The 23,136-nt window shown below is 72.2% G+C and carries 3 protein-coding genes; all 3 read right to left on the bottom strand.

Annotated features, from left to right (window positions below):
• Positions 1–14 precede the first annotated feature (14 nt).
• The 3 genes from NOO62_RS31720 to NOO62_RS31730 all read right to left on the bottom strand — a co-directional run bounded on the left by NOO62_RS31720 (position 15) and on the right by NOO62_RS31730 (position 22,896).
• Positions 15–12,032, bottom strand: coding sequence for an amino acid adenylation domain-containing protein (locus tag NOO62_RS31720; RefSeq protein ID WP_268774222.1), 12,018 nt, complete (start codon positions 12,030–12,032; stop codon positions 15–17).
• A gap of 95 nt (positions 12,033–12,127) precedes the next feature.
• Positions 12,128–13,069 (bottom strand): TauD/TfdA family dioxygenase, encoded by a 942-nt coding sequence (locus NOO62_RS31725; RefSeq protein WP_268774223.1) that lies wholly within the window; start codon positions 13,067–13,069, stop codon positions 12,128–12,130.
• A 65-nt stretch (positions 13,070–13,134) separates the two neighbouring features.
• Positions 13,135–22,896 carry a non-ribosomal peptide synthetase gene (locus tag NOO62_RS31730; protein ID WP_268774224.1) on the bottom strand — a complete coding sequence of 3,254 codons (9,762 nt, stop codon included), beginning with the start codon at positions 22,894–22,896 and terminating at the stop codon, positions 13,135–13,137.
• Positions 22,897–23,136: the final 240 nt, after the last annotated feature.

Here is a 23,136-nt window from a genome sequence, read left to right on the forward strand (position 1 = left end):
TTGGTCGGGGTGTGTCAGGGAGTGGGGTGCTGGCTGTGGAGGGTGCGGGAGAGGATCTCGCCGACGGGCTTCAGGACGTCCGGCAGCAACATGCCGTCGTGACTGCACGGGACTTGGTGCTCGTCGACCCGTCCGGTGACGTACGCCGCCCAGGCGTCCCGTCCCTTGCCGGGGGCGGTCGGGGAGCCGTCCCGACCCCTCCCCGCGGTCAGTACGAGCAGGTCGCCGCGGAACACGCCGGGGGTGAACGCCGCACCGATGCCGGCGTTGTGCCGCAGCGTGTGCGCGAAGGTACGCAGATCCTCCGCCGTCAGGTTGGCCATCACCGCGCCGACCTGCTGGAAGAACGCGCTCAAAGCGGCCGGTGTCAGCGGCTCGTCGGGACCGACGGTGGTGATGGCGGCCGGGTCGTATCCGGCGTTCGCGGCGATCATGCGCAGCATGCTGTCCTCGTCCGCGGGCACCGGCTCGACACCGTCCTCCGCCGCCGCGGGGAAGGCGTCCAGGAGCGCGAGCAGCGCGATCTCCTCGCCCCGCGCCTGGAGTTGCGCGGCCATCTCGAAGGCGACGAGACCGCCGAACGACCAGCCGACGAGGTGGTACGGCCCACTGGGCTGAACCGAACGCAGCTGCTCCACATAGTCCGCGGCCATGGCCGGGAGCGAGGCCGGAGGTTCGGCGCCTTGCAGCAGCGTGCGGGCCTGGAGGCCGTACAGCGGGTGGCCGGGCGGCAGGTGGTCCTTGAGGTGGTAGTAGCCCCAGCTGTGCCCGCCCGCGGGGTGGACGCAGAAGACCGGCGCGCGATCCCCTTCCACGTGCAGCGGCAGCAGGACGTCGCCCTGCGCCTTCTCCGCCCCGTGCACCCGTTCGGCGAGCCCGGTGACGGTGGGCGCCTCGAAGAAGTCCCTGGGCCGCAGCTGCGCGCCGAGGGCGGCACGGATCCGCCCGATGAGGCGCATGGCGAGCAGGGAGTGCCCGCCGAGGGCGAAGAAGCTCGCGTCGCCGCCGACCCGGTCGACATCCACGCCCAGCACCTCGGCGAAGAGCCCGGCGATGATCCGTTCGTGCGGAGTGCCGGGAGCGCGGGTGGAGGTGGTTGTGGCGGCGGAGGTGGCGGTGGCGCCTGTGTAGTCGGGGACGGGGAGTGCTTTGCGGTCCAGTTTTCCGTTGGGGGTCAGAGGGAGGGCGTCGAGGGGGACCAGGGCGGTGGGGACCATGTACGCGGGGAGGGCGCGGCGGAGCCGGTCGTCGAGGTCCTGCCGGTCGAGCGGTGCGCCGTCCTCGGGTACGACGTATCCCACGAGGCGGTGGTCGCCGGGCCGGTCCTCCCGGATCACTGCGGTGGCGGCAGCGACCGCGGGGCAGCCGGTCAACGCGGCCTCGACTTCTCCGAGTTCGACGCGGTGGCCGCGCAGTTTGACCTGGTCGTCGGTGCGCCCGAGGTAGCGGAGGGTGCCGTCGTCGTTCCAGGAGGCGAGGTCGCCGGTGCGGTACATGCGCGACCCGGCGGGCCCGTGGGGGTCGGCGACGAACCGCCCCGCGGTCAGCCCCGGCCGGTTCAGATAGCCCCGTGCGAGCCCGGTCCCCGCGATGTACAGCTCGCCCGCGACGCCGGTCGGGACCGGGCGCAGGGCGGCGTCCAGGACGTACACCCGCGTGTTGGAGATCGGACGGCCGATGGACGGAGCGGCCCCACCGTCGCCACGGCTCAGCTCGGCGGCCGTCGACCAGATGGTCGTCTCGGTGGGCCCGTACACGTTCGTCACCGCCCGGCCGAGCCCGCGGAGAGTCTCCGCCAGCGCCGCGGAGACCGCCTCGCCGCCCACCAGCACACGGCGCAGACCGAGGTCCGAGGCGCCTGGCGTTGCCGCCAGCTCCCGCCACAGCGACGGCGTCGCCTGTACGACGGTGACCCCGGCGTCGGCGATCAGCCGGACCATGGCCGCCGGATCGTTCGCCACCGTGGCGCCGGGCAGTACGACCCCGGCACCGCACAGGAGCGGCAGGTAGACCTCAAGACCGGCGATGTCGAACGCGACCGTCGTCACCGACAGGAACCGGTCGCCCTCCCGGACACCGACCCGGCCCCTCATGTCGGCCAGGAAGTTGGCGAGGCCGCGGTGGGGGACGACGACGCCCTTGGGGGTGCCGGTGGAGCCGGAGGTGTAGATGACGTAGGCGGGGTGGGAGGGGTCGGGTGTGATGGTGGGGTTGGTGTTGAGGGTGGTGGTGCGGCTCTGGAGGGGGGTGGGGTCGTCGAGGAGGACGGTCGGGGTGTCCTCGGGCCACAGGCCGGTGGTGGTGCTGTCGGTGAGGACGAGGGTGGGGCGGGCGTCCTGGACCATGTGGCGGATGCGTTCGGCGGGGTAGGCCGTGTCGATGGGCAGGTAGGCGGCGCCCGCCTTGAGTACCGCGAGCAGGGCGGTGACGAGTTCCGGCGACCGGGGCAGGGCGAGGCCGACGATGTGCTCGGGGCCGACGCCGTGCTCGGTGAGGAGGTGCGCGAGGCGGTTGGCGCGGGCGTTGAGCTCGTCGTACGTGAGCTGCGTGCCGTCGGCGACGAGCGCGATGGCGTCGGGCGTGGCGGCGGCCTGTGCCTGGAACAGCTCGGGCACGGTGGCGTCGGGCACCGCCGTGACCGTGTCGTTCCACTCGTCGAGCACCCGGTGCCGTTCGCCCTCGGACAGGACATCGACGGAGGCGATGCTCCGGCCGGGATCGGCGGCGACCGTACGCAGCACGCGCAGCAGCCGCTCCACCAGCGCGGTCGTCGTGCGCTGCTCGAAGAGGTCGACGCGGTAGGTGAGGGAGCCGAGGATCCCGTCGGGGGAACCGTCATCGCCGTGCCGTTCGGCGAGGCTCAGGGCCAGATCGGTGCGTGCCGCGTGGAAGCCCGCGGGCCGCACCGAGGCGTCGAGCCCGCCGAACTTCAACTCGGCGCGCGGGGTGTTGTTGAACGCCAGCATGACCTGGAAGAGCGGGTGGTGGGCGAGGGACCGGGTCGGGTTCAGCGCCTCCACGAGGCCTTCGAAGGGCAGGTCCTGGTGGGCGTAGGCGTTGAGGTCGCTCTCGCGGACGCGGTCGAGGAGTTCGGTGAAGGTGGGGTCGTCGGACAGGTCGGTGCGCAGGACGAGGGTGTTGACGAAGAAGCCGACCAGGTCGTCGAGTTCCTCCTCGCCGCGGCCCGCGACGGGTGTCCCGATGGGGATGTCCGTGCCCGCGCCGTGGCGGTGCAGGAGCACGCCGAGGGCGGCCTGGAGCACCATGAACATGGTGGTCTGGTGCGACCGCGCGAGGTCCGCCAGGGCCTGGTGCAGCCCGGCGTCGATGCGTACCGGGACCGCACCGCCCTCGGTCCCTGCCTGGTCCGGGTAGGGGTGGTCGGTGGGCAGCTCGATGCGGTCGGGCAGCCCGGCCAACGCGGTTGTCCAGTGGTCGAGTTGGGCGGACAGGAGGCTGTCGGGGTCGTCGGCGTCGCCGAGGAGTTCGTGCTGCCACAGGGTGTAGTCGGCGTACTGGACCGGCAGCGGCTCCCACGACGGCGGGCTCCCCGCGCATCGTGCGGCGTAGGCGGTGCTCAGGTCGCGGATCAGCGGTCCCATGGACCAGCCATCCCCTGCGATGTGGTGGATCACGAGGGCGAGCACGTGCTCGTCCACGGCGTCCCGAACGGTGAACAGCGCCGCGCGCAGCGGCTGTTCGGTGGCCAGGTCGAAGGAGTGGCGGACGGCGTCGTCCACGGCACCGGGCAGCTCCGCCTCGGTGACCGTCCCGACGTCCACCACCGGTCGCGCGTCGGCGGCCGGGCGTACGTCCTGGTACGGCTGGCCGTCGACGTCCGGGAACACGGTCCGCAGCGCCTCGTGCCGCGCCACGACATCGTGCAGCGCGGTACGCAGCGCGTCGGTGTCCAGGGCGCCGGACAGGCGCAGCACCACCGGCACGTTGTACGTCGGACTGGGCCCGTCCAGCCGGTACAGGAACCACAGCCTGCGCTGTGCGAACGACAGCGGTGTCCGCTCCGGGCGCGTGGTGGGCTCCAGCGCGGGGCGCGCGGCCGAGCTCGTCGGCACCTCCACCGTGCGGGCGAGAGTGGCGACCGTCGGCGCCGCGAACAGGTCCCGGATCGCCAACTCCACGCCCATCACGGCGCGTACGCGGCCGACGAGGCGCATGGCCAGGAGGGAGTGCCCGCCCAGGTCGAAGAAGTTGTCGTCGACGCCGACGCGGTCGAGGCCGAGTACTTCGGTGAAGAGTCCGGCGAGGATCTCCTCGCGTGCGTCGCGCGGGGCGCGGGACGACGTGGCCGTGCCGCTGTAGTCGGGGGCGGGCAGCGCCTTGCGGTCGAGCTTGCCGTTCGGCATCAGCGGCAGGGCGTCCAGGACCATGACGGCGGACGGCACCATGTGCTCAGGCAGACGGTCGGCCACCTGGGCGCGCACGGCGGCCGGTACGGGGACACTCCCACGGTCACTTCCACCGGCACTCCCACCGCCGCTGTCACCGCCCCTCACGACGTAGCCGATGAGGCGTCGGTCGCCGGGGCGGTCCTCGCGGAGGACGGCAGTGGCACTCGCGATGCCGGGGCAGGCGGCCAACGCGGCCTCGACTTCTCCGAGTTCGATGCGGAAGCCGCGCAGTTTCACCTGGTCGTCGGTGCGTCCGAGGTAGCGGAGGGTACCGTCGTTGTTCCAGGCCGCGAGGTCACCCGTGCGGTACATGCGTGATCCGGGGGGCCCGTAGGGGTCGGCGACGAACCGTTCCGCGGTCAGCCCTGGCCGGTTCAGGTAGCCGCGTGCGAGTCCGGCCCCGGCGACGTACAGCTCGCCGGGCATCCCGGGCGGCACCGGACGCATGCCCTCGTCCAGGACGTATGTCCGTACGTTGCCGATGGGCCGTCCGATCGGCGGCACCGCGGCACCTGAGAGCGGGTCGCTCAGTGTCGCGCATACGGTGGTTTCGGTGGGTCCGTAGGCGTTGATCATGCGTCTGCCGGGGGACCAGTGTTCGACGGTGTCGGGGCCGCAGGCCTCGCCGCCCACCACGACGGTCATCGTCTTCGGGACCTGCGCCACGTCCAGTACGCCGAGGGCCGAGGGCGGCAGCATGCAGTACGTGACGCCTGCCTGGGACACGACACGTGCGAGCGCGTCGCCGGGGGTGATCTGCTGAGCGTCGGCGACGACGAGGGCCGCGCCCGACAGCAGGGCCAGGCTCCAGTCCCAGGTCGCCGCGTCGAAGCTGGGTGAGGCGAACTGGAGTACGCGGCTGCCGGGACCGAGGCCGAGGTGGGGTCCGGACGACGCGACCAGGCTCACCAGGCCCTCGTGTGTGACGACGACACCCTTGGGAGTGCCCGTCGAGCCGGAGGTGTAGATGACGTAGGCAGGGTGCGCGGGCACCGGTGCGGTCGCGGCCAGGCCGACGGTGTCCGGAGCGGCCAACTCAGCCAACTCCGCCTCGACGGCCGCATCGTCGAGGTGCAAGACCGGGGTGCCCTGTGCCCACAGTCCCTTGGACGCCGTGTCCGTCAGTACGAGTGCGGGACGGGCGTCCTCGATCATGAAGCGGATCCGGTCCAGCGGATACGCGGTGTCGATCGGCAGATAGGCCGCCCCCGCCTTCCACACCGCGAGAACCGCGACCACGAGCTCCGGGGACCGAGGCAGCGCGAGCGCCACCACCTGCTCCGGACCCACGCCGCGTTCCGTCAACAGCCGCGCGACCCGGTCGGCGCGGGCGTCCAACTCGGCGTACGAACAGACCGTACCGCCGTCCGCCGCCACCAGGGCCGGAGCATCCGGCGTCTCGGAGACCCGTGCCGCGAACATGGCCGGTGCCGTCGCCTCCGGCACCTCCACCACCGGGCCGGAACCCCACGCGCCCACCACGCGCTCACGCTCGTCGGCGGACAGCAGCTCCACCGCCCCGACCCGCTGCTCCGCGTCCTCGGCCACCGCCGTCAGGATCCGTACGAGTCGGCCGAGGAGCGCGTCCGCGTCGTGGGTGGCGTAGCTGTCGGTGCGGTGGTCGAGGCGCAGCCGCAGTTCGGGGCCGGGGACGACGACGAGGTTCAGGGGGTAATGGGCGCCGTCGTAACCCGTGGCTCCGGTGACGCGCAGGCCGCCGTCCTCGTCGGTGGAGTGCGCGGTGCGGGGTGCCAGGTAGTTCTCGAAGGCGACGACGGTGTCGAAGAGCCCACCCGCACCGGCCACCCGTTGGATCTCCGTGAGAGACACGTGCTGGTGCGGCAGCAGCGCGCCCTGCTCGGCCTGTACGCGCCCCGCCAGATCGGCCCACGTGTCCGTGGACTCCAGGCGCACCCGCACCGGCACCGTGTTGATGAACAGGCCGATCATGTTCTCGATCCCCGGGATCTCCGGCGACCGCCCCGACACCACGGCGCCGAAGACCACGTCGTCCTGCCCGGTCATCCGGCCGAGGAGCACAGCCCACGCGCACTGCACCAGGGTGTTGAGGGTCACGCCGGCGCGGCGTGCCCGGGCTTCGAGTGCCGTCGTGGTGGCCGCGTCCAGGTGGGACACCAGCCGCTCGGGCAGGGACGCGGATCCCGGGGTGGCCGAGGGCGCGGACGCCGCCGCGTACGTTGGTTCGGCCCCCGCCAGCGCTTCTGCCCAGGCGTCGTGCGCCGCGGTCCTGTCGCGCTCCACGAGCCACGTCAGGTAGTCGCGGTAGGGCGTCGTCCTGGGCAGGGCGGAGTCGTCGCCACCAACCGCGTACTGCCGGTACAGGGCGAGGAGTTCATTGATGTGGAGGCTCGACGACCAGCCGTCGGTGAGGATGTGGTGCTGGGTGATGACCAGGCAGTGCCGGTCCTCGCCCAGGCGGACCAGCGCGAACCGCATCAGCGGCGGCCGTGCCGGATCGAAGCGCCGCGCCCGCTCCTCGCCCAGGAACGCGTCCAGGGCCGCTTCGGCGTCCGTACGGCCACACAAGTCCATGTCGTACCACGGGAGTTGCGTGCCGTCCTCGATGATCTGCACCGGTCGGTCCAGGCCCTCGTGGTGGAAGGCCGCGCGCAGGTTCGGGTGGCGTTCCAGCATGCGTTGTGCCGCCGCGCGCAGGGCCTTGGCGTCCACGACGCCGTCGAGACGGAGCGCCATCTGGACCGTGTAGACGTCGCGGGCGTCGGGTTCCGCACCGTCGGCCAGGGCGTGGAACAGCATGCCCTCCTGGAGCGGGGAAAGCGGCCAGACGTCGGCCAGCTCCGGGTACCGCTCCTCAAGTCGGGCGATCTGCTGGTGGGTGAGGTCGACGAGGTCGAGGTCGCTGGGGGTGCGGCCCGCGGGCGCGGTTCCTTCGGCGTGGGCGCCGAGCGCGGCGAGCGAGGTCAGCCAGGTGTCGGCGAGCTCCTGGACACGGTGGCGGGGGAACAACGCCTCGGGCCACTTGAACGTCGCGCTCAGCTCGGAGCCGTCGGCGGAGTCCACGGTGACCGCGTTGATCATCAGCGGGTGCGGGGCCCGCATTCGGGGGTCCAGGCCGCCCAGCGACGGGCTGCCGGGGACCTGCTGCCAGTCCGCGGCTGTGGTGTCGGCGCCGGGGGACGGTACCGCGAACCTGCCGAGATAGTTGAAGGAGACCTGCGGGCCGGAGAGGCGGGCGAGGGCGGGGGCCGTCTCGGGGTTGAGGTGGCGCAGCAGTCCGTACGCGAATCCGTGGTCGGGGACGGCGCGCAGTTGCTCCTTGACGAGTTGCAGCGCACGGCCGACCGTCGGCCCGCCGGTGTGCAGCTCGGCGGCCGGTACGGCACCCGGGTCGAGCCGTACCGGCGCCATGCTCGTGAACCAGCCGACGGTGCGGGTGGTGTCGGCCCCGGCGAGGTCGTCCTGGCGGCCGTGTCCCTCCAGGTCGATGAGCGTGCCGGTGTGCCGGGGGTCGTCGCGCCAGGCGGCGAGGGCGACCGCGAGCCCGGTGAGGAGCACTTCGTTGGTGGTGGCGTGGAGGGTGGCGGGCGCGCTGGTCAGGAGCGCGTCGGTCAGCTCGGCCGGTACGCGCACGCGCAGTGAGGCCAGCGTGTCGGCGGTGCCGTGCGTGGAACGGCCCGCGTCCCTGCGCCTGCTTCCCGTGTCCCCGCCGTCCGCATCGTCCTCGTAGGTGTTCGCGTCCGCTCCGAGGCGTGGTTCGGGCCGGGACAGCATCTCCGTCCACCGCGGCAGCGTCACGGTGGTCCGAGGCTCGCGGGCCAGCTCCGTGAGCCGGTGCGCCCACTGCCGGAACGACGTGCCGACCGGCGCCAGCTCAGGGGTACGGCCTGCCAGTACGGCGGCGCCCGCGACGGCGAGGTCGGGCAGCAGGATCCGCCACGAGACGCCGTCCACCACCAGGTGATGAAGCGTCAGGAGCAGTCGACCCGGTTCATCGGACCCGTTGTCGAACCAGACGGCCTGCACCATCACGCCGTCGTGCGGGGCGAGCCGTGCGCGCGCCTCTTCCGCGTGGCGTACGAGGAGTTCACGCCGCCGCTCGTCGTCGAGACCGGCGGTCACCACCTGGACGAGACGCGGCTCGACCGGCACCGTACCGGCCGGCGGGACGTCGAGCACCCAGTCGGCGCCGGAGTCGGCGCCGGAGTCGGCCTCTGCGTCGGCGTACGTCCCGTCCCGCCGCACGAGCCGCGCCCGCAGCACGTCGTGGTGATCGACGAGCGCCCGCAGTACGTCGCCGAGCTGCCCGCGGTCGATGCCGCCGGGCACCTGTACGAACACGGACTGATTGAACTCGTCGAAGGGATGGCCGGGTTCGAGGAGCCAGTGCATGACGGGCGTCAGCGGCACCTCGCCCACCCCCACGCGATCGGTGCCGGTGCCGGTGCCGGGTCCGGTACCGGCACCGGACCCGCCGTTCCCCTCGACCGGCCGCGCCCTGCGGGCCAGCGCGCCAGGCGTCTGGTCCTTGAAGACGTCACGGGGTGACAGGTCGAGGCCGCGCTCACGGGCGCGGGTGACCAGGACGATGGAGCTGATGCTGTCCCCGCCGAGGGCGAAGAAGCCGTCGTCGACGCCGACATGGTCCGGGTCGAGGCCGAGGACGTCGGCGAAGAGCCCGGCGACGATCCGCTCCCGCGGGGTGCCGGGGGCCCGGGTGGGGGTGGTGGCGCGGGTGTAGTCGGGCACGGGGAGCGCCCGGTGGTCCAGCTTCCCGTGCGCGCTCAGGGGCAGCGTGTCCAGGAGCACCAGGGCCGTCGGCACCATGTACTCCGGCAGCCGCGCGCCCACCGCCTTCCTCACCTGCTCGATATCGACGTCGACGGCGGCACCCGCCACGTCGTCGGCCACCAGGTAGCCGACCAGACGGCGGTCGCCCGGCCGGTCCTCACGTATGACGGCAGCGGCGGCCCGGACACCGGGACAGGCGGTCAACGCCGCGTCGACCTCGCCCAGTTCGATGCGGAAGCCGCGCAGTTTCACCTGGTCGTCCGCGCGGCCCAGGAACTGCAGCGTGCCGTCACGGTTCCACCGCACCAGGTCCCCGGTGCGGTACATGCGCGACCCGGCGGGCCCGTACGGATCGGCGACGAACCGTTCCGCGGTCATCCCCGGCCGGTCCAGGTAGCCGCGTGCGACACCGGCCCCGGCCACGTACAACTCACCGGGCACACCGGGCGGTACGGGGGAGAGGCCCCCGTCCAGGACGTACGTCCGCACGTTGGCGATGGGCCGCCCGATCGGCGGCACCACCGCACCCGACAGCGCCTCGCTCAGCGTCGCGCAGACCGTGATCTCCGTCGGCCCGTACGCGTTGAACATCTTCCGGCCCGCGGACCAGCGCTCCACGATCTCCGGGCCGCAGGCCTCACCGCCGACGATCAGCGTCAGCGTGCCCGGCAGCGTCTCCTCGGACAGCACCCGCAGCACCGAGGGCACCAGCGTGCAGTGCGTGATCTCCTCGGTACGGAGCAGTTCGATGAGGTCGGGTCCTGGCGTGAGCCGGTCCGCGTCGGCGAGCACCAGCGTGCCGCCCGTCAGCAGCGCCGTGAAGAACTCGGACGCGGCGGCGTCGAAGCTCGGCGACAGGAACTGCAGCACACGGGAGCCGACACCGATGCCCCACTGCTCGGCCTGCGCGAGCGCGAAGTTGGCGAGGCCCCGGTGCGGCACGGTGACGCCCTTGGGCGTGCCGGACGAGCCCGAGGTGTAGATGACGTACGCCGGGTGCGCCGCGTCCAGGGCGGTGACCCGGTCGGCGTCGGTGAGGTCGGACGCGTCCAGGCCCGCCAGATGCTCCTGGACCGCGGGATCGTCGAGGACGACGACGTCGGTGCCGTCCTGCTCCGCCAGGAGGTCACCGGCACCGGCGTGGGCCAGGACGAGACCCGGGCGGGCGTCCCGCAGCATGAAGCGGATGCGGTCGACCGGGTAGGTGGTGTCCAGCGGCAGATAGGCGGCGCCCGCCTTCAGCACCGCGAGCAGGGCCGTGATCAGCTCGGGGGAGCGGGGGATCGCCAGCGCCACGATGTCCTCGGGGCCGACCCCCCGCTCGACCAGGAGCCGGGCCACACGGTTGGCGCGGGCGTTGAGGTCCGCGTACGGGACGGGGACGCCGTCGGCGAGGAGCGCGCTCACCTCGGGCACGGCGAGCGCACGCTCCTGGAACAGTTCGGCGGCGGTACCTGCGAGTTCCGGCGTGGCTGTGTCGTTCCATTCGTCGAGGACGCGGCGCCGCTCGTCGTCCGACAGCACGTCGTACGACGACACGCGCCGCTCCGGGGCGGCGACGCCGCACTCCAGCACGCGGACGAGCCGCTCGGCGAGGGCGGTGACCGTATCGAGGTCGAACAGGTCGGTGCGGTACGAGATGACGCCGCCGAGCCCGTCGGCGGCGCCGTCGCCGTCGTGCTGCTCGGCGAAGCTGAAGGACAACTCCATCCGGGCGGACTGGAGACGGACGGCCTGCGGGGACGCCGCGAGCCCGCCGAACTCCACGGCCGCGCGCGGGGTGTTGTTGAAGGCCAGCATGACCTGGAAGAGCGGGTGGTGGGCGAGGGACCGGGTCGGGTTGAGGGCTTCCACCAGGCTTTCGAAGGGCAGGTCCTGGTGGGCGTAGGCGTTGAGGTCGCTTTCGCGGACGCGGTCGAGGAGTTCGGTGAAGGTGGGGTCGTCGGACAGGTCGGTGCGCAGGACGAGGGTGTTGACGAAGAAGCCGACCAGGTCGTCGAGTTCCTCCTCGCCGCGGCCCGCGACGGGTGTCCCGATGGGGATGTCCGTGCCCGCGCCGTGGCGGTGCAGGAGCACGCCGAGAGCGGCCTGAAGCACCATGAACATGGTGGTCTGGTGCGACCGCGCGAGGTCCGCCAGGGCCTGGTGCAGTTCGGCGTCGATGCGTACCGGGACCGCACCGCCCTCGGTCCCTGCCTGGTCCGGGTAGGGGTGGTCGGTGGGCAGCTCGATGCGGTCGGGCAGCCCGGCCAACGCGGATGTCCAGTGGTCGAGTTGGGCGGACAGGAGGCTGTCGGGGTCGTCGGCGTCGCCGAGGAGTTCGTGCTGCCACAGGGTGTAGTCGGCGTACTGGACCGGCAGCGGCTCCCACGACGGCGGGCTCCCCGCGCATCGTGCGGCGTAGGCGGTGCTCAGGTCGCGGATCAGCGGTCCCATGGACCAGCCATCCCCTGCGATGTGGTGGATCACGAGGGCGAGCACGTGCTCGTCCACGGCGTCGTCGATGGCCAACAACGCCGCTCGGAGCGGCAATTCAGTGGCGAGGTCGAACGCGTACCGCATCACACGGTCCACCGCGCCGGTCAGCTCCGCCTCGGTGACCGTCTCCACGTCCACCACCGGACGTGCCTCGGCGGCCGGGCGTACGTCCTGGTACGGCTGGCCGTCGACGTCCGGGAACACGGTCCGCAGCGCCTCGTGCCGCGCCACGACATCGTGCAGCGCGGCACGCAGCGCGTCGGTGTCCAGGGCGCCGGACAGGCGCAGCACCACCGGCACGTTGTAGGTCGCACTCGGACCCTCGTACCGGTACAGGAACCACAACCGACGCTGCGCATACGACAACGGCACCATGTGTTCTTGCGTTCCCCTCGTGTCATAGCGGCAGCTCGAGCGCCGGTTCGTCCCGCGCGATGTGCACCCGGACCGGGAAGGTCCAGGGGTTCAGGTCACCCGGACATGGCCACCAGGACGCGGCGCGGTCCGGTGTACGGGCGGCGACCGTGCGCCACGGCCACGTTGTCGATCAGCAGCAGATCGCCCTCGTACCAGTCCACGTCCACGGCCGCGTCGAGACCGTGGTCGCGCACGTGCGCCACGTACTCGTCGGGAATGGGGCTGCCGTCGGCGAACGTCACCGACTGCGGCAGCTCGTCCTCCGGCATCAGCTCGGAGAGCATCATCGCGGTGTCGGCGTCGAGACCGGCGAGGTGCCACTGGTCGAACTGGTTGAACCAGACCTCGTCGCCGGTCACCGGATGCCGCACGGTGGCCGGGCGGACCTGCGTGACACGGAGCCCGTCGTCCGCCCTCCACTCCCACGAGACGTCGGCGTCCGCGAGGTGCGCCTCCACCTCGTCCTTGTCGGAGGTCTCGAACGTGTCCTGCCAGCTCTTGCCGAAGCCGGCCCCGCTCTGCAGGTTCTGCGTGTAACGGATGCCCTTGCCGAAGGCGGCCCTGACGTCGTCGTCGAGCGAGCTGAGCCACAACGTGCCGTCGACCACGGGGGTCGCGCCCCCGGTCACCGGTCGGCGCTCGCAGTAGAAGGCGAGCCGGGACGGCCACTTGCGGGCGTAGGACAGCTCGTTGTGCATGGAGATGGTGAACTCGGACGGGTACTCGGTCGAGGTGTAGACGTTGCTGCCGACCTTGGTGCGGGGCGAGTTGCCGTGCACGTAGGCGAGGCGGTTGGGCAGGAGCAGGTCGAGCGCCGAGTCGACCTGCTCCTTGGACGTGCCGAAGCCGCGGAACACCAGGGCCTTCTCCGCGAGGAGCAGGTCGGCCGTCCTCGCCGTGTCGCTGATCGCCGCCAGCAGGCCCTCGTGGTTCGCGGGCACCCCAGCCGTCTCCGGCGTCACCACGTGGGGCGTCCAGTCGCTCGACTTGCTCACGTCACTTCTCCTCTGATCCCTCTGACGGCTTCTGTGCTCGGTCGCTCTTCTTCGGTGGGCCGGACTCACGTCGTCCCGCGTGACCGCGGCCGCAGCTTGGGCCTCGGCCTGGCGGCGGGTGTGCCCGGACCGCCCAGGTTCTCGGCCAGTTCCGCCACCGTCGGCTTGGTGAAGACCGTCCGCAGGTCGACCTCGGCGCCGAGGACGGTGCGGATGCGGCCGATGAGGCGTGTGGCGAGCAGGGAGTGCCCGCCGAGGCCGAAGAAGTTGTCGTCGATGCCGACCGGCTTCTCCAGGCCGAGGACTTCGGCGAAGAGCCCGGCGAGCGTCTCCTCCCGGCTGTTGCGCGGAGGCCGGGCGGGGGCGGTGGCGCCTGTGTAGTCGGGCGCCGGGAGTGCCTTGCGGTCCAGCTTTCCGTTGGGGGTCAGGGGGAGGGCGTCGAGGGGGACCAGGGCGGTGGGGACCATGTGCTCGGGGAGGGCACGCCGCAACCGGTCCTGAAGGTCGTGCTGGTCCAGCGGCGTCCCGTCCTCCGCCACGACGTAACCCACCAGGCGGTGGTCGGCGGGCCGGTCCTCCCGGATCACCACGGCGGTGGCAGCCACCGAGGGACAGTCGGACAACACGGCCGCGATCTCGCCGAGTTCGATCCGGAAGCCGCGCAGCTTGACCTGGTCGTCGGTGCGTCCGAGATAGCGGAGGGTGCCGTCGTCGTTCCAGGCCGCGAGGTCGCCGGTGCGGTACATGCGCGTTCCGGCGGGCCCGTGCGGATCGGCGACGAAGCGCTCCGCGGTGAGTCCGGGCCGGTTCAGGTAGCCCCGTGCGAGTCCCGCCCCCGCGAGGTACAGCTCGCCCGCGACACCAGGGGCGACCGGGCGCAGGGCGGCGTCCAGGACGTACACCCGCGTGTTGGAGATCGGACGGCCGATCGGCGGCGCGACCCGGGGATCGCCGTCCGCGGCGCACGGGTGGTACGTGACGTCGACCGTCGCCTCCGTCGGCCCGTACAGGTTGTGGAGCCGCGCGGCGGGCAGTACGGCGCGGCAGCGCGTCACCGTACCGGCGTGCAGCGCCTCGCCGCTGCTGAACACCCGCCGCAGCGACCCGCAGCGCACGGCCGACGGCTCGTTCAGGAACGCGTCGAGCATCGACGGCACGAAGTGCACCGTGGTGACGCCCTCGCGCTCCACGAGTCCGGCCAGGTACTTGGCGTCGTTCTGCCCGTCGGGCTTCGCCAGGACCATGGACGCGCCGTGCAGCAGCGGCCAGAAGAACTCCCACACCGACACGTCGAACCCGGCCGGAGTCTTCTGCAGCACCCGGTCGTCGGCCGTGAGCCCGTACTCCGACTGCATCCACGCCAGCCGGTTCACCACTCCGGAGTGCTGCACGGCGACGCCCTTGGGGGCGCCGGTGGAGCCGGAGGTGTAGATGACGTAGGCGGGGTGGGAGGGGTCGGGGGCCGGGGTGGCGGTGTCCGGTGTTGCCGTCCTGCTCCGGAGGGCGGCGGGGTCATCGAGGAGGACGGTCGGGGTGCCCTCCGCCCAGAGGCCGGACGTGCCGGTGTGGGTGAGGACGAGGGTGGGGCGGGCGTCCTCGACCATGTAGCGGATGCGTTCCGCCGGGTAGGACGTGTCGAGGGGCAGATACGCGGCGCCCGCCTTCAGCACCGCGAGCAGGGCGGTGACCAGCTCCGGTGACCGGGGCAGGGCGATGGCGACGATGTGTTCGGGGCCCACGCCCCGCTCGGTCAGGAGCCGCGCCAGCGCGTCGGCGCGAGCGTCGAGTTCGCCGTACGTGAGACGGGTGCCGTTGGTGTTGGCGTCGGCGTTGGCGTCGGCGATCACGGCGATCGCGTCCGGCGTGGCCGCGGCCTGCGCCCGGAACAGCTCGGGAACCGTGCCCGAGGGCAGGGGTGCGGCCGTGTCATTCCACTCTTCCAGCACCCGGTGCCGCTCGTCCTCGGACAGGACGTCGACGGTGCCGACGCGCTGACCGGGGTCGTCCGCGACGGCGCGCAGCACCCGCAGCAGCCGTTCCACCAGGGCGGTCACCGTGGCGTGCTCGAAGAGATCCGTACGGTACGAGACCGACCCGTCGATCCCGCCCTGAGCCTCCTCACCGCCACCCTGGCGCTCGGCCAGATGCACCGTCAGGTCCATCCGCGCGGCCCGTGTACGCGCCTCCTGCGGGGTCGCCAGCGCCCCGGCGAAGGTGAGCTCGCCCCGCGGGTTGCTGTTGAGCCCGAGCATGACCTGGAAGAGCGGGTGGTGGGCGAGGGACCGGGTCGGGTTCAGCGCCTCCACGAGGCCTTCGAAGGGCAGGTCCTGGTGGGCGTAGGCGTTGAGGTCGGCCTCGCGGACGCGGTCGAGGAGTTCGGTGAAGGTGGGGTCGCCGGTCAGGTCGGTGCGCAGGACGAGGGTATTGACGAAGAAGCCGACCAGGTCGTCCAGTTCCTCCTCGCCACGGCCCGCGACGGGTGTCCCGATGGGGATGTCCGTGCCCGCGCCGTGGCGGTGCAGGAGCACGCCGAGGGCGGCCTGGAGCACCATGAACACGGTCGTCTGCCGCGACCGCGCGAGCTCGACGAGCGCCCGGTGCAGTTCGGCGTCGATCCGCACCGGAACGACACCGCCCTCGGACCCCGCCTGCTCCGGATACGGGTGGTCCGTCGGCAGGGCGATGCGCTCCGGCAGCCCTGCCAGCGCGTCACGCCAGTGGCCGACCTGCGCGGCGAGCAGGCTCTCCGGGTCGTTCTCGTCGCCGAGGAGATCGCGCTGCCACAGGGTGTAGTCCGCGTACTGCACCGGCAGCGGCGTCCATGCCGGGGCGCGGCCGGAGCGCCGAGCCGCGTATGCCGTGCTCAGGTCGCGGGAGAGCGGACCCACCGACCAGCCGTCCCCGGCGATGTGATGGATCACGAGGACGAGCACGTGCTCGTCCTCAGCATCGTCCACAGTGTCGGCGACGGCGTCGTCGACGCTGCCGTCGACGGTGAACAGAGCGGCCCGGAAGGGAAGTTCCGTCGCGAGGTCGAAAGCGTGCCGCACCGCACGCTCCACCGCACCCGTCAGCTCCGCCTCGGGCACCGACGCGACGTCAAGCACAGGCCGCGCCTCGGCGACCGGACGTACGTCCTGGTACGGCTGACCGTCGACGTCCGGGAAAACGGTCCGCAGCGCCTCGTGCCGCGCCACCACGTCACCCAGCGCCGCCCGCAGCGCCGCCGCGTCCATCGCACCGGAGATCCGGAGCACCGCCGCGCCGTTGTACGTCGCGCTGGGACCCTCCATCCGGTACAGGAACCACAACCGGCGCTGCGCGTACGACAGCGGCATGCGCTCCGGACGCGCCACCGGCACGATCGGCGGCCGCGCCTCGGGGCTGCCACTGAGCTGCCGGGTCAGGCCCGCCACCGTCGGGGAGTCGAAGAACGCCTTGATGCCGAGTTGCGCGCCCATGGCACGGCGGATCCGTCCGATCACGCGTGCGGCCAGCAGCGAGTGCCCGCCCAGGTCGAAGAAGCTGTCGTCGACGCCGACCCGCTCGGGATCGATGCCGAGTACCTCCGCGAACAGGGCCGTGAGGATCTCCTCGTGCGGGCTGCGCGGCTGCCTCTCCGGCCGCCCTTCGGAGCCGCCACCGCCGTCACTGTCCAGCTCGGCGGTGTAGTCGGGGTCGGGCAGCGCCTTGCGGTCCAGCTTCCCGTGCGCGGTCAGGGGCAGGGCGTCGAGGACGACGACCGCGGCCGGCACCATGTACTCCGGCAGCCGCGCCGCGAGCCGCTCCCGCACCTCGGCGGGGTCGACGCTCCCGACGGCGGCCGGGACGACGTAGCCGACCAGGCGCCGGTCGCCCTCCTGCTCCTCACGCACCACCACGGCCGCCCGCGCGACTCCGTCGCAACGCGTCAACTCGGCCTCGATCTCGCCGAGTTCGATGCGGTAACCGCGCAGCTTGACCTGGTCGTCCGCGCGGCCGAGGAAGACGAGAGTGCCGTCGTTGTTCCATCGCGCCAGGTCGCCTGTGCGGTACATGCGGGACCCCGCGGGCCCGTACGGATCGGCGACGAAGCGCTGTCCGGTCAGGCCGGGCCGCCGCAGGTAGCCCCGCGCGAGGCCCGCGCCCGCCACGTACAGCTCGCCGGGCACGCCGGGCGGCACCGGACGCAGGCCCGCGTCCAGCACGTACACCTGCGTGTTGGCCATCGGGCGGCCGATCGGCACCGGCCCGTCAGGCAGTTCGTCGCCGGGCTCGATCCGGAACTCGGTGCAGTTCACCGAGGCCTCGGTCGGCCCGTACACGTTCATGACGGTCACGTCCGGGTGCCCGTCGCGCCACTTGCGCAGCGCCTCGCCGAGCAGCGCCTCACCGCCGAGCAGCAGCTCCTTGCGCGGGGACACCTCCTCGGGGAGGCCTTCGAGCAGCGCCAGATGGCTGGGCGTGGCCTTGAGGAAGTCGCAGCCGAGCGCACGTGTCTCCGCGCCGCCCGCATCGTCCGCGACGCTCTCGTGCAGCTCCGCCAGGACCACACGGCCGCCCGAGACGAGGGGCGTGAAGAGCGCGGTGATCGAGAGGTCGAAGGAGAGGGACGTGTGCAGCAGCGCCACGCCCTTGGCCCCCGCATAGCGCCGGCTCGTGTCCCGCAGGTAGTCGGCCACCGCCGCGTGCGGCACGACGACGCCCTTGGGGGCGCCGGTGGAGCCGGAGGTGTAGATGACGTAGGCGGGGTGGGAGGGGTCGGGCGCGGTGGTGGGGTCGGCGGTGTCGAGGGCCGAGGCCCGGCTCTGGAGGGCGGGGTCGTCGAGGAGGACGGTCGGGGTGTCGTCGGACCAGAGACCGGTGGTGCCGGTGTCGGTCAGGACGAGGGTGGGGCGGGCGTCCCGGACCATGTAGCGGATGCGTTCCGCCGGGTAGGTCGTGTCGATGGGCAGGTAGGCCGCCCCCGCCTTCAGCACCGCGAGGAGGGCGGTGACCATCTCCGGGGACCTGGGCAGAGCGAGGGCGACGATCTGCTCGGAGCCCGCACCGCGCTCGGTCAGGACCCGGGCCAGCCGGTTGGCGCGGGCGTTGAGCTCGCCGTACGTGAGGTGCGTACCGTCGGCGACGAGCGCGACCGCGTCAGGAGTGGCGGCGGCCTGCGCCTGGAACAGCTCGGGGAGCGTACCGGGCGGGGCGGGCACGGCGGTGTCGTTCCACGCCCGCAGCATCTCGTGCCGCTCCGCGGCCGACAGCAGGTCCACCGACCCGACGCGCTGCTCGGGATCGTCGACGAGGCTCGCGAGGGCCTGCCGGAACCAGCGGCCGATGGCCTCGACGCGCTCCCGGGAGAACCGGCCCGCGTCGAACTGCAGGGCACCGTCGATCCCCTGCGGCGCACCGTCCGGGCCGAACCGCTCCCGCAGGGTCAGCGTCAGGTCCCGGCGCGCGGCCCGTGTGTTCCAGGAGGACGCCGTGAGGCTCAGGCCGGGGATGTCGAGCTGCTGCGCCTCGTGGTTCTGCAGCGTGAGCATCACCTGGTACAGCGGCTGGTGGTCCGTGGAACGGGTCGGGTTGAGGGCTTCCACCAGGCTTTCGAAGGGCAGGTCCTGGTGGGCGTAGGCGTTGAGGTCGCTCTCGCGGACGCGGTCGAGGAGTTCGGTGAAGGTGGGGTCGCCGGACAGGTCGGTGCGCAGGACGAGGGTGTTGACGAAGTTGCCGACGAGGGTGTCGAGCTCCTGCTGGGCCCGGCCCGCCGTCGGCGTGCCGATGGGGATGTCCGTCCCGGCGCCGAGGCGGTGCAGGAGCACGGCAAGGGCGGACTGCAGCACCATGAAGACGGTGCTGCGCTGCCCCTTCGCGACGCGGACGAGGTCCTCGTGCAGATCGGCGGGCAAGGACAGTTCCGCCACCTCGCCCCGCCGGTCGTCCGACGTCCGCTCGGCGAGGTCGGTGGGAAGGTCGATGCGGTCGGGGAGCTCTGCCAGCGCGCCCTTCCAGTGGTCGAGTTGGCGGGCGAGCAGGCTGTCGGGGTCGTCGGCGTCGCCGAGGAGTTCGTGCTGCCACAGGGTGTAGTCGGCGTACTGGACCGGCAGCGGCTCCCACGTGGGCGGGTTCCCCGCGCATCGTGCGGCGTAGGCGGTGCTCAGGTCGCGGGCGAGGGGTCCCATGGACCAGCCGTCGCCTGCGATGTGGTGGATGACGAGGACGAGGACGTGCTCGTCGGAGGTGTCCTGCACGGTGTGCTGAGCCGTGTCCTGCGCGGCGTCCCGCACCGTGAACAGGGCGCCACGGAGGGGGAGTTCGTGGGCGAGGTCGAAGGGGTGGCGGACGGCGATGTCCACGGCACCGGGCAGTTCCGCCTCGGTGACCGTCCCGACGTCCACCACCGGTCGCGCGTCGGCGGCCGGGCGGATGTCCTGGTACGGCTGGCCGTCGACGTCCGGGAACACGGTGCGCAGCGCCTCGTGCCGCCCGACCACGTCGTTCAGGGCGACCAGTAAAGCCTTCGTGTCCAGCTCGCCGGAGAGTCGCAGCACGACCGGCACGTTGTACGTCGCGCTGGGCCCCTCCATCCGGTACAGGAACCACAGCCTGCGCTGCGCGAACGACAACGGCAAACGGTCGGGGCGCGTGGCGGGCGCCAGGGCCGGGCGGTCGGCGGGGTTCGTCGTCGCTTCCACCGTGCGGGCGAGACCGGCGATCGTCGGCGCCGCGAACAGGTCGCGGATGACGAGGTCCACGCCCATGACGGCGCGTACGCGGCCGATCAGGCGCATGGCGAGGAGGGAGTGGCCGCCGAGGTCGAAGAAGTTGTCGTCGACGCCGATGCGGTCGAGGCCGAGTACTTCGGTGAAGAGTCCGGCGAGGATCTCCTCGCGTGCGTCGCGCGGGGCGCGGGACGACGCGGCCGTGCCGCTGTAGTCGGGTGCGGGCAGCGCCTTGCGGTCGAGCTTGCCGTTCGGCAGGAGGGGGAGTCCGTCGACGGTGACGACGGCTGAAGGGACCATGTGGTCGGGCAGCCGCGCGGCGACGGTCTTCTTCACCTGGTCGATGTCGACGCTGTCGGCGGAATCATCGGCGACGACGTAGCCGACGAGGCGTCGGTCGCCGGGGCGGTCCTCGCGGAGGACGGCAGTGGCGCTCGCGATGCCGGGGCAGGCGGCCAACGCGGCCTCGACTTCCCCGAGTTCGATGCGGTAGCCGCGCAGCTTGACCTGGTCGTCGGTGCGTCCGAGGTAGCGCAGGGTGCCGTCGTTGTTCCAGGACGCGAGGTCGCCGGTGCGGTACATGCGGGAACCGGGGGGCCCGTAGGGGTCGGCGACGAACCGTTCCGCGGTCAGCCCCGGCCGGTTCAGGTAGCCGCGTGCGACACCGGCCCCGGCGACGTACAGCTCGCCGGGCATCCCGGGCGCCACCGGACGCAGGCTATCGTCCAGGACGTATGTCCGTACGTTGCCGATGGGCCGTCCGATCGGCGGTACCGCGGCCCCCGACAGCGGGTCGCTCAGTGTCGCGCACACGGTGGTTTCGGTAGGTCCGTAGGCGTTGACCATGCGCCTGCCGGGGGACCAGCGTTCGACGGTGTCGGGTCCGCAGGCTTCGCCGCCTACGACGACGGTCATCGTCTCCGGTACCTGCGCCACGTCCAGTACGCCGAGGGCCGAGGGCGGCACCATGCAGTACGTGACGCCTGCCTGGGACACGACACGTGCGAGTGCGTCGCCGGGGGCGATCTGCTGAGCGTCGGCGACGACGAGGGCCGCGCCCGACAGCAGGGCCAGGCTCCAGTCCCAGGTCGCGGCGTCGAAGCTGGGTGAGGCGAACTGGAGCACGCGGCTGCCGGGGCCGAGGCCGAGGTGGGGTCCGGACGACGCGACCAGGCTCACCAGTCCCTCGTGCGTGACGACGACTCCCTTGGGAGTGCCGGTCGAGCCGGAGGTGTAGATGACGTAGGCGGGGTGCGCGGGCTCGGGTGCGGCGAGGACGGCCGGGGCGCGGGACGCCAACTCGTCCTGCACAGCGGGGTCGTCGAGGTGCACGACCGGCGTGCCCTGTGCCCACAGTCCCTTGGACGCCGTGTCCGTCAGTACGAGCGTGGGGCGGGCGTCCTCGACCATGAAGCGGATCCGGTCCAGCGGATACGCGGTGTCGATCGGCAGATACGCCGCCCCCGCCTTCCACACCGCGAGAACCGCGACCACGAGCTCCAGGGACCGAGGCAGCGCGAGCGCCACCACCTGCTCAGGCCCCACGCCACGCCGCACCAGCAGCCGTGCGACCCGGTCGGCGCGGGCATCCAACTCGGCGTACGAGCAGACCGTACCGCCGTCCGCCGCCACCAGCGCCGCAGCATCCGGCGTCTCGGCGACCCGCGCCGCGAACGCGGCCGGTGCCGTCCCCTCCGGCACCTCCACCACCGGACCGGAACCCCACGCGCCCACCACGCGCTCACGCTCACCGGCGGACAGCAGCTCCACCGCCCCGACCCGCTGCCCCGCGTCCCCGGCCACGGAACTCAGCAGCCGCATCAGGCGCTCGGCGATGACGGCGACCGTCGCGCGGTCGAACCGGTCGGTACGGAAGTCCAGCCGCAGCTTGAGCACTTCACCCGGTGACACGGCGAGGCTCAACGGGTAGTGGGTGGCGTCACGGCCTTGCGTGGCCGTGGCCGTGAGGCGCGCCCGGTGACCAGCAGGAGTGTCGCGGTCGGCAGAGGTGTTCCGGGCAGCGGAACCGTTCCGGTCGGCGGGGAAGTTCTCCACGACCATGACCGTGTCGAAGGCGTCCCCGAGGCCGGCCGCCCCCTGAACGTCCGTCAGGGACAGGTGCTGGTGCGGCAGCAGCGCGGCCTGCTCGCCCTGCACGCGCACGGCCAGGTCGGCCCAGGTGTCATCGGAGTCCAGCCGCACGCGGACCGGCACCGTGTTGATGAACAGGCCGATCATGCTCTCGACGCCCGGGATCTCCGGCGACCGCCCCGACACCACGGCGCCGAAGACCACGTCGTCCTGCCCGGTCATCCGGCCGAGGAGCACACCCCACACGGACTGGACGAGCGTGCTCAGCGTGACTCCGAGACGGCGCGCCTGGGCCTGAAGCGACGCGGTGATCTCTTGGGGGAGATGCGCGACGAAGCTCTCGGGGAAGGAGGTTGTCGTCCCGTCAGTCGCCGTTCCGGCTACGGGCGTGGCGAGCAGCGTCGGCTCCGCACCGGCCAGCGCACGCGTCCACGCCTCGCGCGCGCCCTCGCGGTCCTGCTCGGAGAGCCAGACCAGGTACTCGCGGTAGGGCGTGACAGGAGGCAGGACGCTGTCGTCGCCCTTGGAGTCGTACAGGGCGAGCAGTTCGCGCACCATCAGGGACGACGACCAGCCGTCGACGAGCACGTGATGCTGGGTGAGGACGAGTCGACTGCGGTCAGCAGCAGCGGGATTGGATCCGTCGGAGTGCCTGTGCCTGATGAGCGCCATGCGCATCAGCGGCGGACGGTCGAGCTCGAACCGGCGGGCCCGCTCGGTGTCCGCGAACGTGCGCAGTTCGGCCTCGGTCTCCGCGGGCGACAGCTGACTGAGGTCGACCTCGGCCCACGGCAACTCGACGTCGGCGGCGACCACTTGGACGGGCTCGTCGAGGTCGTCCACCCAGAACGCGGCCCGCAGGTTCGCGTGCCGGTCGAGCAGGGCCTGTCCGGCCGCGCGCATGGAGCCGGCGTCCAGGACACCCTCGAAGTCCAGGATCAGCTGCACGACATAGGCATCCGGCCCCTCGCGGTCGGCGAGGGCGTGGTAGACCAGCCCCTCCTGGAGCGGCGACAGCGGCCAGATGTCCTCGAGCTCATGCGACAAGGTTGATCCACTCTCCGTACCAGGCGCTGCAACGTGCCGAGGAAGCCCATTGACAGTGCGCGCGACCACTTCACCGGAACCGGAATGCGACCGTCCGCCCGTTGACGCCCGCGCCGGGTCCAGGGGCGAGGGGAAACAGGGCGTGGGCGTGCCGCACACACCGGTCAAGAATGTCCTGGGCAATGGCGCACGGATAGGAAACAGTGCGTGTCGTCAAGATGGCCCAAGAGTTGGGAAAGG

It is taken from the genome of Streptomyces sp. Je 1-369, assembly GCF_026810505.1.
Taxonomy (GTDB): domain Bacteria; phylum Actinomycetota; class Actinomycetes; order Streptomycetales; family Streptomycetaceae; genus Streptomyces.

Coding starts and splice junctions, on each gene's coding strand:
- NOO62_RS31720 (WP_268774222.1), bottom strand. CDS start 12,032: ATGGTGCCGTTGTCGTATGCGCAGCGTCGGTTGTGGTTCCTGTACCGG.